Annotated in this window: 15 protein-coding genes and 1 pseudogene; 13 read left to right on the top strand and 3 right to left on the bottom strand. The window is 41.5% G+C overall.

Annotated features, from left to right (window positions below; all coding sequences use genetic code 11):
- From A2517_RS00325 to A2517_RS00335, 3 genes are all read right to left on the bottom strand, one after another.
- Window positions 1–833: MATE family efflux transporter (locus tag A2517_RS00325; RefSeq protein WP_294893366.1), on the bottom strand; the 833-nt coding region annotated here is incomplete at its 3' end.
- Between the two features lie 11 nt (window positions 834–844).
- On the bottom strand, window positions 845–1,129 hold the full coding sequence (locus A2517_RS00330) for a hypothetical protein (RefSeq protein ID WP_294893367.1): 285 nt from the start codon (window positions 1,127–1,129) through the stop codon (window positions 845–847).
- Complete coding sequence (locus tag A2517_RS00335) at window positions 1,126–2,331, bottom strand: MFS transporter (protein WP_294893368.1); 1,206 nt, start codon at window positions 2,329–2,331, stop codon at window positions 1,126–1,128. Before A2517_RS00335 ends, A2517_RS00330 begins: the two co-directional genes overlap by 4 nt.
- Window positions 2,332–2,425: 94 nt before the next feature.
- Here A2517_RS00335 and A2517_RS00340 point away from each other — a divergent pair, with 94 nt between their 5' ends.
- The 13 genes and pseudogenes from A2517_RS00340 to A2517_RS00400 form a co-directional block, all read left to right on the top strand.
- Window positions 2,426–2,812 (top strand): flagellar protein FlaG, encoded by a 387-nt coding sequence (locus tag A2517_RS00340; RefSeq protein ID WP_294893369.1) that lies wholly within the window; start codon window positions 2,426–2,428, stop codon window positions 2,810–2,812.
- Window positions 2,813–2,865: 53 nt separating this feature from the next.
- Window positions 2,866–3,246, top strand: a complete 381-nt coding sequence (fliS, locus tag A2517_RS00345) for a flagellar export chaperone FliS (protein ID WP_294893370.1) — start codon at window positions 2,866–2,868, stop codon at window positions 3,244–3,246.
- Window positions 3,227–3,481, top strand: coding sequence for a hypothetical protein (locus A2517_RS00350; RefSeq protein ID WP_294893371.1), 255 nt, complete (start codon window positions 3,227–3,229; stop codon window positions 3,479–3,481). Before fliS ends, A2517_RS00350 begins: the two co-directional genes overlap by 20 nt.
- An 89-nt stretch (window positions 3,482–3,570) precedes the next feature.
- Complete coding sequence (locus A2517_RS00355; RefSeq protein WP_294893372.1) at window positions 3,571–4,788, top strand: argininosuccinate synthase; 1,218 nt, start codon at window positions 3,571–3,573, stop codon at window positions 4,786–4,788.
- A 12-nt stretch (window positions 4,789–4,800) separates the two neighbouring features.
- Window positions 4,801–5,541, top strand: a complete 741-nt coding sequence (locus A2517_RS00360; protein ID WP_294893373.1) for a ferredoxin-thioredoxin reductase catalytic domain-containing protein — start codon at window positions 4,801–4,803, stop codon at window positions 5,539–5,541.
- Window positions 5,542–5,553: 12 nt separating this feature from the next.
- On the top strand, window positions 5,554–6,000 hold the full coding sequence (gene rplI, locus A2517_RS00365; RefSeq protein WP_294893374.1) for a 50S ribosomal protein L9: 447 nt from the start codon (window positions 5,554–5,556) through the stop codon (window positions 5,998–6,000).
- A 3-nt stretch (window positions 6,001–6,003) separates the two neighbouring features.
- Entirely contained in the window at window positions 6,004–6,537 is a 534-nt protein-coding gene (gene hslV, locus A2517_RS00370) for an ATP-dependent protease subunit HslV (protein WP_294893375.1), read from the top strand.
- A 10-nt stretch (window positions 6,538–6,547) separates the two neighbouring features.
- Window positions 6,548–7,843, top strand: coding sequence for an HslU--HslV peptidase ATPase subunit (hslU, locus tag A2517_RS00375; RefSeq protein ID WP_294893380.1), 1,296 nt, complete (start codon window positions 6,548–6,550; stop codon window positions 7,841–7,843).
- 12 nt (window positions 7,844–7,855) lie between these two features.
- Window positions 7,856–8,734 carry a GTPase Era gene (gene era, locus A2517_RS00380; RefSeq protein WP_294893376.1) on the top strand — a complete coding sequence of 293 codons (879 nt, stop codon included), beginning with the start codon at window positions 7,856–7,858 and terminating at the stop codon, window positions 8,732–8,734.
- Window positions 8,728–9,681 (top strand): L,D-transpeptidase family protein, encoded by a 954-nt coding sequence (locus tag A2517_RS00385; RefSeq protein WP_294893377.1) that lies wholly within the window; start codon window positions 8,728–8,730, stop codon window positions 9,679–9,681. Before era ends, A2517_RS00385 begins: the two co-directional genes overlap by 7 nt.
- Before the next feature lie 3 nt (window positions 9,682–9,684).
- On the top strand, window positions 9,685–10,977 hold the full coding sequence (locus A2517_RS00390) for a M99 family carboxypeptidase catalytic domain-containing protein (RefSeq protein ID WP_294893378.1): 1,293 nt from the start codon (window positions 9,685–9,687) through the stop codon (window positions 10,975–10,977).
- Window positions 10,978–10,985: 8 nt separating this feature from the next.
- Complete coding sequence (locus A2517_RS00395; protein WP_294893379.1) at window positions 10,986–12,527, top strand: hypothetical protein; 1,542 nt, start codon at window positions 10,986–10,988, stop codon at window positions 12,525–12,527.
- Window positions 12,524–12,800 (top strand): annotated as a pseudogene (locus tag A2517_RS00400) (hypothetical protein); the annotation flags it as partial. The gene A2517_RS00395 and the pseudogene A2517_RS00400, both read left to right, overlap by 4 nt.

Raw genomic sequence — 12,800 nt, forward strand, 5'->3', positions numbered from 1 at the left:
AATCCCGGCATAAACGCCAATGCCTCAATACGCAATCCGATCTGATATCCCGCTAGAGCTTCCGTCCCTTGCGAAGCGATCATCATAACAAACAATAAAAACGATGTCACCCCCACAACTCTCTCAACCGCGGCCGGAGTTCCGATAGCAATCATTTTTTTCAGATCACTCAGGAGAAATATCGGGTAGATTCCCAATACGCCCCCTTTTCGGATTAAAAGCCATCCATAGATGACAACACTGAATCCATAGGCACACACCGTCGCGTATGCCGCCCCCTCGACCCCCATCGCCTCAAATCCGCCGTGACCGAAAATAAAAACATAATTCAATCCGGCATTAAGGAACGCGGAAGCAATTTTAATAAAAAGAGAGGTCCGTGTATCACCCGCAGCAGAAAGTGCACTGTACGCTAACGTGTCGAGAAAAATAAGACTCATCCCCAAGGAGACAATTCCGAAATATCCGCTTCCAAGGGCAATAACCTCATTACTCGATCCCATCCAACGAAAAAAATCGGCCGAAAAATTCCATCCGATCAAACCGACAATGAGTGATCCTCCCACGGCTACCCACAGTCCGACAAAGACCACTGCCGAAGCGCGATGAACTCTACCGCTCCCGATGTATCGAGAAATCAACGCACTCGAACCGACAGCATAAAAAGTCATTACAGCCTGAATCACCATCATAAACTGCATCGACAACCCGACCGCTGCCAATGCCGCAACGCCTAAAATACCCACCATAAGCATATCAATGAGGATTTGGACAATATCAAGAAAATGTTTTAGTGCGGCAGGAATGGCTAACCTAAGAACACGCTGTTTCATAAGTAAAGTATTCAGTTTTGAAGCTTTTGGGCAATCTCTTGCATAAGGGCAAATAGTTCCTCTTTCGTCTCAAATCGCACTTCTATACGATTGAGGGGAACTTCCCCCACGGGATCAAAATCACACATCAAAACATACGCTTCAAGGGTAATCTGTTCCGCTTTGAGCTCCGCCCATTCTAAAGATACTGAGGCGCTCTCCCCTCCGGCACTGATCAGTGCAGCGGGATAGAGACGAGTTATTTTGCTCAAATCAATCTCCTTTCCCTCAACTACCACTATCATCTCATCTTTCATTCAAACTCCTTAAGTTCATACGTTCGCCGTACCCATTCGTAATAAAAAGCCGCGATCAAAAATACTCCCCCCAATATGAGGGTAATCATCCCTAATGTTATTCCGGATGCCGCCAAATAACCGATCAATAAAGAGACGAATGCCCCGACTCCCAAAAAAACCATATCGTTATAAGCAATGACCCGACCGTAAAAATCACTCTGGGTATGATGCTGCAATAACGTATAGGTATACGACCATAATGTCGTCGTCACAAACCCGACCGCTACCGAAGCGATCAAGGATCCGTAAAAATCATCGATCAGCAGTGCCCACAAAGCTATTGCACCCGCTTCGGCAAGAAACAGCCACCCTAGCCTCGCATTATTAATCCAACGACCCAACACCATCGGACCGATGACAAGGCCAAATGCACGTGCGGCATTGAGCAATCCTATCCCTAACGATACCGCAATGATTTGCGAATAGTACTGTTTTGCCGCCAATGCAACCAGTGCATCAAATGCCGTAAAACCTAGAACCGCATGAAGTATCATCAAATGGTACACAATCGGATTGGCACGTATATAGGTGAAAGCTTCCCTCATCATCGCACTTAGCTTTGAGCCGTTTTGAGAGAGTTCTACTTCAATTTTAATTTTAGATATCAGTGTGAGGACGATAACAAATAACCCCGCATCAAGGATGAAGGCCATTGTAACCCCTACCCAATAAACAACCAATCCGCTTAACGCCATCCCTAACGTGTATGAAATGGACCAGATAATCGAATGGATCTCATTGGCTGTTTGAAGGGATTTCCCTTCCAATATTCTCGGCAGAAGTGACATCTCCACCGTGAAATGAAAACTGGAAGCTCCCATACGAATAAATACCAACAGATAGAGCAACCATAACATTCCAATATTATCAATGCTGATTAATGAGAGGGTACAGAATATTTCGATGAGGGTCAAAAGTATCATCAATTTTTTCGGATGGATACGGTCAAGTATCACACCGCTCAGGGGAGCTTGAAATACCCCCGGTAAAAAATGGAGCGCCGCGACCAGCGCAATCGTTGTTGCCTCAGCACCCATCTGGATCAAAAGTGTATAAATCGCGACATTGCTAAACCATGCCCCGAAATACGCAAGCAGTTGAATTAATGAGAGGCGACGAAGGAGCGGTTCATTGCGTAAAAGAGTTACATAGCGTTTCATAAGCGCAAGGTTATCATGTGAATATTAAAGTTTTTATTTTCATTGACGATTTAGGGGTAGAAATTGCCTCATAATTTTTATCAGGAGAATGACCATGGAAATCTTCCAGACAACCGCAAAGATGCAACAAAGCCAAAGTGTCGCACCAAAACAAAATGTTGCAGATGTTCAAAGTGTCCAGCAGATGCAAAAAGCACAAATCCATCAGGATAAAGTTGCCCAAAGCGTTACAGAGCAAAAAACGACAAAAATTGATTCCCAAGAGCAAATGGATAAATTGATTGATCAGCTCAATCAATCGCTAAACCCGTTTAACACCACATTGAAATTTGGGTTTGACAATTCTTCGGAAGATTTTTATGTCTCCGTTATCGAAACCAAAAGTAACCGTATGCTCAGACGTTTCCCCATCGAGCAAGCCGAAGCCCTTTTACCGAAAATGCAAGAAGTAAACGGACTCTTATTCGATCAAAAAGGGTAAATACCCTCCAAAAATATTATTAACATTTATTCGAAACACTCAAAGGACTTTTAATGAATACCAATCTTGCATACAATACGTATACCCAAAACAATATCGGAGTAGAATCTCCGGAAAAATTGATCCAAATGATGTATGAAGGAATTTTACGTTTTAACATGCAGGCAAAGCGCTCCGTCAATGATGGCGATATCGAGCGACGCACCTATTGGATTAACCGTTCAAATGCTGTAATCAGTGAACTTATCAATATTTTAGATTACAATCAGGGAGATATTTCCCATTATTTATCAGGACTTTATTCGTATCAGCTTCGTCTCCTCGTAGAAGCCAATATGTACAACGATTCAACCAAGATCGATGAAGTAAACCAAGTCTTCAAAGGGCTTTTGGAAGCGTGGAAAGAGAGTACTGATGTGGCTAACCAAGCTTAAAACAGCTCTCATTCTTGAAGATTTTGAACGTCTTTCAGCTTTGCTGGATGAGATGCCTCAGTTTGAGACGCTTCAAGAGATGGAAGAGGCTTCCTATCTTCTTGCACACAGCAAGCTCTCCTTAGAAAAAAACAAAGCGCAGACTGCACATATCTTGCAACAGCTCAAAAACAGTCTCAATTTTATCAAATCTACCCAGACAGAACCACCCTCTTCCCTAAATCTAAAATTTTAACCCTTTTCTCACCCTTTTTTTGATAAAATCGCGGTATTCACTCCATAATCACTATATGGAGTCAGGGTATCAATGATAAGGATGCAGTTATGAAAAAAGAGGTTAAAAAAGTTGTTCTTGCCTATTCCGGCGGATTGGATACAAGTGTTATTTTAAAATGGCTCCAAGATGAATACAAATGTGAAGTTGTCACGTTCACTGCCGATATCGGTCAAGGAGAAGAGGTAGAACCGGCTCGTGCCAAAGCGATCAGCCTCGGAATTAAGCCTGAAAATATCTATATCGAAGATCTACGTGAAGAGTTTGTACGCGATTATGTTTTCCCGATGTTTCGCGCTAATGCGATTTACGAGGGTGAATACCTTCTCGGAACATCAATCGCACGCCCTTTGATTGCAAAACGCCAAGCGGAAATTGCCCGTATCACGGGTGCCGATGCCGTCAGCCACGGTGCTACCGGTAAAGGGAATGATCAAGTCCGTTTCGAGATGGGTTACCTCGGACAAAACAGTGCGCTCACCATTATCGCTCCTTGGCGTGAATGGGATTTAAACTCAAGAGAAAAACTACTCGCCTATGCAGCAGAACACGGTATCAAAATTGAAATGAGCGGTAAAAAATCCCCTTACTCGATGGATGCGAATTTATTACATATCTCTTATGAGGGGGGAATCCTCGAAGACCCTGCGTCAGAGCCGGAAGAGAGCATGTGGCGCTGGACCGTATCACCTCAAAATGCACCCGATGAAGCGGAGTACATCGAAATCGGTTATGAAAAAGGGGATCCTGTCAGCCTAAACGGTAAAGCACTCTCCCCTGCGGTTATGTTGGAACAACTCAACATCATTGCTGGTCGTCATGGGATCGGACGTGCCGATATCGTTGAAAATCGCTTCGTCGGTATGAAAAGCCGAGGATGCTACGAAACGCCGGGCGGAACCATTATGATCAAAGCACACCGCGCCATCGAATCATTGACACTAGACCGTGAAGAGGCACATTTGAAAGATGAATTAATGCCTCGCTACGCAAAACTCATCTATAACGGATTTTGGTTTGCACCTGAGCGCGAAATGCTCCAAGCCGCTATCGATAAAACACAACAAAACGTACGCGGTACCGTTAGACTCAAACTCTATAAGGGGAACGTGATGGTTGTTGGACGCAGCTCAGACATTTCACTCTTCAATCCTGAATACTGTACGTTTGAAGAAGACTCCGTTTACGATCAAAAAGATGCAGGCGGATTTATCAAACTCAACGCTCTACGCTTTATCATTGCCGGTAAAGCACGTAAAAACAAATAAAGGAATTCGAGTATGAGCATCATTAAAATAGATATGAATTCGGACGAATTCCAAGCGGAACTCGAAAAAACGGTTAAATTTACCGACAAAGTAATCAACCAATTCGGTTGGTCTTACAACCCTCAAGGAGAGATCAATGAGGGGGTTCAACTCGGACTTGCCCGTAATAAAATGATGTACGGCAAACGTTTTTGTCCTTGTTATATGGTTGAAGAGGTTGATGGGAAATATCAAAGTACCGATAATCGACTTTGCCCTTGTACCACTGCTATCGAAAAAGAGCTACCCGAAGAGGGCGTCTGTCACTGTCAAATTTTCTGTACTCCGGAGTTCGCAGCGGCTAAGCGTCTCGAGATGGGAATCGAAGAGGTTACTCACCAACACTCTCGCGGGTTGACCAAAGAAGAGTGTGAAATGTTATTGCACAAAAGCGATCTTGATAGCGATGAACTAACCTCCCTTTTTGAAGCGCGTGAGCTCGGTATGGTTAGCTTTAAAGTGGTTGACGTTCGTGAATGGATGGAGTGGAAAATGGGTCGCATCGCCGGAGCGGATGTTTTGGTACCGACGAGCAGTTTTTTCCAAACACTCACAGAGTCAAAACTGGAAAAAGATGAACACATCGTTGTGTATTGTCATGTAGGAAGCCGAAGTGCCCACTGTCAACGTATTTTGATCGATATGGGATACACTAAAGTTTCCAACCTAGCGCACGGTATAGTCGGCTATAGCGGTGTAATCGTTCGCGGTTAATCAAGGATTAAAATGAAAGTATTATTGACAAAAGATGTCAAAGGGGTCGGAAAAGCCGGCGAAATTAAAGAGGTAGCCGACGGCTACGGAAAGAATTTTTTGATCGGCAAAGGGTTAGCACTCGCTGCTACAAACGAAGTATTAAAAAAATATGAATCGGAACAAAAGAAAAAAGCAGCTCATGAAGCAGCCGAGATTGAGCGGCTTAATGCCATCAAAGCTCAGCTTGCCGATATCAAAGTAACGATTGTTAAAAAACTCGGAAACACAGGGCATCTCTTTGGAGCTGTCACAAAAGAAGAGATTTCCGATGCGCTGAAGATTCAGCACAATATCGAAATTGACAAAAAAGAGCTTGATGCCAAACACGGAATTAAAACAACCGGATTGCATGACTTAGACCTCAAACTCGGTCATGGAATCCACGCGACACTCCATTTAGAAGTCAAAGGAGAATAGCAAATGTTTGATGCCACAACCATACTCGCTTATAAAGGTAAAAACAAAGCCGTTATCGGCGGAGATGGGCAAGTGACATTCGGACAGAGCATTCTAAAAAGCAATGCAACCAAAATTAGAACCCTCCATAACGGAGAGATTTTAGCCGGTTTTGCCGGTTCCACTGCCGATGCATTTAACCTTTTCGATATGTTTGAAGAGCAGTTAACCCATCGAAAAGGGGAACTCATCAAAGCGGTAATCGACTTTTCCAAAGCATGGCGTAAAGACAAAGTATTGCGCCGTTTGGAGGCGATGATGATTGTTCTTAATCAAGAACATATTTTTATCCTTACCGGAAACGGCGATGTCGTTGAACCCGAAGACGGTGAAATTGCCGCCATCGGCAGCGGCGGAAGTTATGCCATTGCCGCTGCACGCGCACTGAAAAAACATGCCTCTTTAGATGAAGAGACGCTGGTTAAAGAGAGCCTTAGCGTTGCCGCAGATTTATGCATCTACACGAACCACAATATTAAAACATTGAGCCTTGGATAAGATGACAAACATGACTCCTCAAGAGATTGTCGATTATCTGGATCAACATATTATCGGTCAAAATAATGCTAAAAAAACGATTGCGCTAGCTCTTCGAACCCGCTATCGCCGCCTACGTCTTGATCCCATTTTGCAAGATGAGATCATGCCGAAAAATATTCTGATGATCGGCTCTACCGGCGTTGGTAAAACAGAAATCGCCCGCCGTCTCGCCAAAATGATGCAATTGCCGTTTATCAAGGTTGAGGCAAGCAAATATACCGAAGTAGGCTTTGTCGGAAGAGATGTCGAATCCATGGTACGCGATTTGGTCATGACATCACTATCAATGGTAAAAGCAGAACACAACGAGAATAATAAAGAGGCGATCGAACACTATGTCATCGATACCCTTACTCAAAAATTACTCAGTAATAGCTCACAATTCTCATCAAACGAAGAGGAAATACGAGAAAACATTCGTAACGGAACGTTGGATGAGTGTATCGTTGAGATAGAGCTCCAAGCACGTGGAGTTGAATTTAACGACACTAATATGCCTCCTGAAATCGCCCGTGTTCAAGAATCATTTTCAAAAATGTTTTCTATTATGGGTAAAGAAGAGAGTAAAAAAGAGGTTACGGTAGCCGAGGCAAAAGATATCCTACGACAAGAAGCTGCCGAAAAACTTCTGAACCACGATCAAATGAAACGTGAAGCACTCAAACGTGCAGAAGACGGAGGAATTATTTTCCTTGATGAAATTGACAAAATTGCCGTAAGTTCTCGAAGTGAAGGACGGAATGATCCGAGCAAAGAGGGGGTGCAGCGCGATTTACTCCCTATTGTCGAGGGAAGTATCGTCTCGACCAAGCTCGGCTCCATTAAAACCGATCATATCCTTTTTATTGCCGCCGGAGCCTTTCATCTCACTAAACCAAGCGATCTTATTCCTGAACTTCAAGGACGTTTTCCGCTTCGCGTCGAACTTGAACCCCTCAATGAAAATGCACTTCATTTGATTTTAACTAAACCGAAAAATTCTTTGTTAGAACAATACAAAGCGTTGTTGGCAACAGAAGAAATGGCTTTGGAATTTGATGAAGCGGCACTGCGGGCTATGGCACACTATGCCCAAAAAGCCAATGAAAAAACCGAAGATATCGGTGCGAGACGGCTTCATACTGTCGTTGAAAAAGTATTGGAAGATATAAGTTTTAACGCCCAAATGCACAAAAACAGTACCGTTACCGTCACCGAAGCGATGGTTAATACCATTCTCTTACCACTTGTTGAGGATGAAGACCTCGCACGTTATATCCTCTAAAGGTAATTACATATGAATAAAGCAGGCTTTGTTGCTCTTGTCGGACGACCAAATGCAGGGAAAAGTACCCTAATGAACTGGATTTTGGGTGAAAAAATTGCCCTTGTAAGTCAAAAAGCGAACGCTACCCGCAAACGCTCCAATGCGATCGTTATGCACAATGACGATCAAATTATTTTCGTTGATACTCCGGGACTTCATCAGGCCGAAAAACTTCTTAACCAATATATGTTGGAAGAAGCCCTTAAAGCCATCGGAGATTGTGACATTGTTGTCTATCTCGCCCCCGCATCCGATAAAACCGTCCATTATGAAAAGTTTCTGGAAATTAACTCCGACAAGCGCAAACATATTATTGTACTGAGTAAAATTGATCAAATTTCTCAAGCCGAGCTCCTCAAAAAAATCGGAGAATACAACCGTTTCAGTGATCATTTTCTTGCTCTCATTCCGATGTCCGTGAATAAAAATGTCGGTAAAAAAGATCTGCTCGATACTATTGTCAAACATTTCGATGAATCCCCTTATTTGTATGATCCTGAAAATATTACGACAGAGATGATCCGTACAATTTACAAAGAGTTTATTCGTGAGGCCATATTTGATAACATCAGTGATGAGATCCCTTATGAATCGGATGTTATTATCGATAAGATAGATGAAGATGCTCCTGTAGAGCACATACGTGCCACCATTATCGTCGAAAAAGATTCTCAAAAAGGGATCATAATCGGTAAAGGGGGAGCCGCTATCAAGCGTATCGGTCAAAATGCCCGTGAAAAAATTGAGCGACTAGCATCCAAACCTGTTTATCTTGAACTCTTTGTCTCGGTCAAAAAAGGGTGGACAACCGATAAAAAATTCCTAAGCGATTTGGGATACGAATGGTAAAAGCTCTCTTTGTTTCACTCTTAGCGGCTACGACCCTTTTATCCTCAGAGGTTCTGACGTTATACAAAAGCGGCGGTAAAAAATTGCTCGATAGCCAGATGAATACCCCTACCTATTGGTCAGGAACCCTTTTCAACAAAGATCTCCGTTTCGGTTATTTCGAACGGGCATTTTCGCTCTTGGCTTGCAGCAAAGAAAAAGGGTCTTTAGAGCTATATACGCCGGATGCTCAAAAACGATTTTCCCTTAAAAAGCGGTACAGTGCCTTTACCGGAAAAAATGCAGGGGATAAAAGGGTAGAAGGAGATCTCAAAACTCCAATAGGTATTTATACCTTAACCGAGAAAAAGAGACGTGTTGACCCCTTCTACGGCCCAATGGCTTTTGTCACCTCTTACCCCAATTTATATGACCGTATCCGAGGTAAAAACGGAGACGGGATATGGGTTCACGGCGTCCCTCTTAGCGGTTCACGCGACCCCTTTACCAAAGGGTGTATTGCTATCAATAACAACGATTTAATCCAACTGGATCAAAGCATCAATCCATCGAATACCCTCTTGATTATCGACTCTTCTTTGAAACAATGGGTTAAACCTGCCGCTTATTCAGCAATTTTAGCAGGTTTATATCAGTGGAAATACGCTTGGACGTATAATGATCTCGATAGTTATATCTCGAACTATGACACTTCATTTAAACGATACGATGGGATGAGTTTTGCTCAGTTCAAGGCTTATAAAGAACGCATTTTCAGCAAAAATGAAACAAAAAATATTACTTTGGACAGTCTTAATATTATCCCCTATCCTGGGGAGAAGCAAAACCTTTTTTGGGTTACTTTTAATCAACTCTATGTGAGTGACTCCCACCGATTTGAAGGAGAAAAATCGCTTTTGATCCGATTGAACGCCAATCAATCGATCTCGATTCTCACGGAAGAATAACCGATGTATTTTTCCTTGCTTCTCTCCTTTCTTTTCATTACATCTGTCCATGCACTCCCTTTTAATATTATTAAAAAAGAGACGGACATTCTTAATTCACCGACATTGCTGGTCATTGCGGGAATTCATGGCAATGAACCGGGAAGCTATTTTTCTGCAGCACTATTATCGCGATACTATCAAATCAAACAAGGAAATCTTTGGATTGTTCCGGATTTAAACCGCCTCAGTATTCAACAAGATAGCCGTGGCGTTAATGGTGATATGAACCGAAAATTCTCCGATGTCGATCCAAATGATGCTGATATAGAAACCGTCCAAGAGATTCAAAACATTATCACCGAAAAACAAGTCGCCCTTATTTTAAATCTTCACGACGGTCACGGATTTTATCGCAAGGAGCACCTCAACACTATTTTCAACCCTAACGCTTGGGGACAAACGTGTGTTATAGACCAAGGAGTTCTTGATGCCGAGCACCCTTTCGGAAATTTAAACGAAATCGCTTCTCAAGTAAGTAGTGAGCTTAATAGCGATTTAATAGAGGGACACCATTTTTTCGATGTACGCAATACAAACACCCGTTTTGATGATGAAGCGATGAAACACTCTTTAACCTATTTTGCCGTTTCCCATAATAAACCTGCGTTCGCCATCGAAACCAGCAAAAATCTCCCAACATTGCATCATAAAGTTTTTTATCACCTGCATGCTATTGAATGTTATATGAAACTCATGGGGATAAAATTTGAACGTAATTTTGAGCTCACGCCTGCTGTTATACAACAATTACTTAAAAATCATGATTATCTAACTATTAACAACAATATTTATTTAGATCTGCAGGATTTAAAAAACAGTTTAAGTTTCATTCCGCTACAATCAGATGGTAATGAGTTTATATTCGCCCATCCATTGGGAAGTGTACGAAAAAATCAGAAGCGATACGATCTTTTTATCGGTAACCAAAAGATAAGTTCTCTTGTTCCCAGCTATCATCAAAAAGAGTTTTGTCCTACGCCGATCACTGTTTTAAAAGATGGGAAAATAGAAACTATTTCATTTGCTACAGATTTTTTTGTAACTGCCGATTTTAAGATTATCAACCATGATCTTAATACAAGGGTTAACATCATCGGATTTACCAAAAAAGGGGTAAAGGATGAGGCTAACTTAGCTGTTAGATTGAGCGATTTAGATCCAAAATACTCTATTGATACCGCTCATAAGAGCTATCGAATAGAGTTTTACCAAGAAAACCGCTTTTGCGGTATGGTTCTAGTACATTTTAAATAGGATAGAGGATGAGTAAAAGCAAACAGCAAACCTATTCAACCATCGTATCGGCGAACCCTTACAAAGGTGATTATTATGGTAGTACGTTTAATACCATATCCAAAACATCTTCTCCTTCTTTTTCAAAAGAACAATATGCAGTCTCTTTTTTAAATACAAAAGGGTTTATCTCGACACTGATCGGAATAAGTAAAAATATTCCGGATGATGATATATACGATGCATTAGAAAACAAAGTATACGAAGAGCTTGCTTTGGATATGGCCATCGAATACCATATCAAATATATCGAAGCAATTCACAGAAGTACAGAAAGTGAACGTTTTTTTCATATCTTTGTTGTCGATCCTCTAACACTTGAACAGGAATTTCTTCACGTCGTCGATACCTTAAAATACATCGATCAAATTGTCCCCGTACCCCTATTACTCAAATCACTTTATGTAAAAGAGCTCATTGATTCGACGGATGTACATTGTTTTATCTATTTTCAAGAAAATGACGCATTTTTCTCTATTTACAGTGAGCAAGAGTTCATTTATGCCAAATCACTGAAATTTTCGCTCAAACAAATGCATGAACGTTTTTGTGAACTTTTAGGTGAACAAATAGATCTTCTTGCTTTTGAAACGATGCTGGCAGAAGAAGGTCTTAACACCTCTTACCCCGAATACCAAAAAAATCTTATCAAACTTTTCGGTGAAATTTTTCTCCATATCAGTGATGTCATAACCTATGCGAAAAGAGCCTATGACATCAAAAAATTTGATGAAATTTATATCGGTACGGGAGCAGGAAAAGTTCTTGGGCTGGATGAATACGCACAAACCTATTTAGGAATCAAAACAGCCCCGTTTGATTTCAATTTCGGTTTTAACACCAATGGGGAGAGAGTAGATCAGATTCATCAGCTGATGCACCTTTATGGGCGTCTAGAAGCAGTTGAACGGTATGAATGTAACTTTACCATTTTTCACCGTCCACCCCCTTTTGCAAAACGTGATAGCGGGAAACTCATTTTGGTTGCTGCCGCATCTTTAGCTGCAGCCCTGCTCTACCCCGGTGTTTATTGGGGACTTTCCTATGTAGAAGAGTTTCACCATGCCGTCCTTACCAAAGAGTATGAGCAAGTTCATATCGAAAAAATGACACGGGAAGCAACTGTCAATTTAAAATTAGCAAACAAAAAGGCTGCGCAAACCCTTTTGGATGAGCAGATGAGTGCTTATAAACAAAAGAAAGATACGTTGGTACAAGTACATGATAAAAAAGTCAACTATCCGATGAAAGCCAAAATAATGGCTGATTTTACCCGTAGTTTCAATCAATATCGTGTACAACTTAAAACTGTTGCGTATGCAGAAGATATGAACGATACCAAAAAAATATTTACCTTTGGATTGACATCATCAAGTACGCAAGATATTACTGCATTACTCAAACATTTGACAGATGTAAAGCGAGATCAGTATGATTTTAATCTTGAACTTATTTCGTACAATGAAGAGGAAAAATCCTACCTTAGTGAACTCAAGGCGGTAATCAAATGAAATTACAAATTGAAGACTACCTCTATACATTAGACCAATCGCTCTCTCATAAAAGTGAGCGTGACAAAATGATGTTGTTCATTATCATTTTTGCCTCTTTATTCGCTTTTTCGTATTTATTGTTTTGGGAGAGTTCGGAAGCCAGTTTCAAAGTTTCTCATGAAAAAGCGGTTAAAGTTGAAAATGAATTAAATATCGACAAGCAATACTTATCGGCTAATCCGCCTGAACGAATTACTCAAATAGAGCGTGAAACAGTAGAGATAGAGCGTC

Origin of the sequence: Sulfuricurvum sp. RIFOXYD12_FULL_44_77, assembly GCF_001830725.1 — a bacterium.
Taxonomy (GTDB): Bacteria; Campylobacterota; Campylobacteria; order Campylobacterales; family Sulfurimonadaceae; genus Sulfuricurvum; species Sulfuricurvum kujiense_A.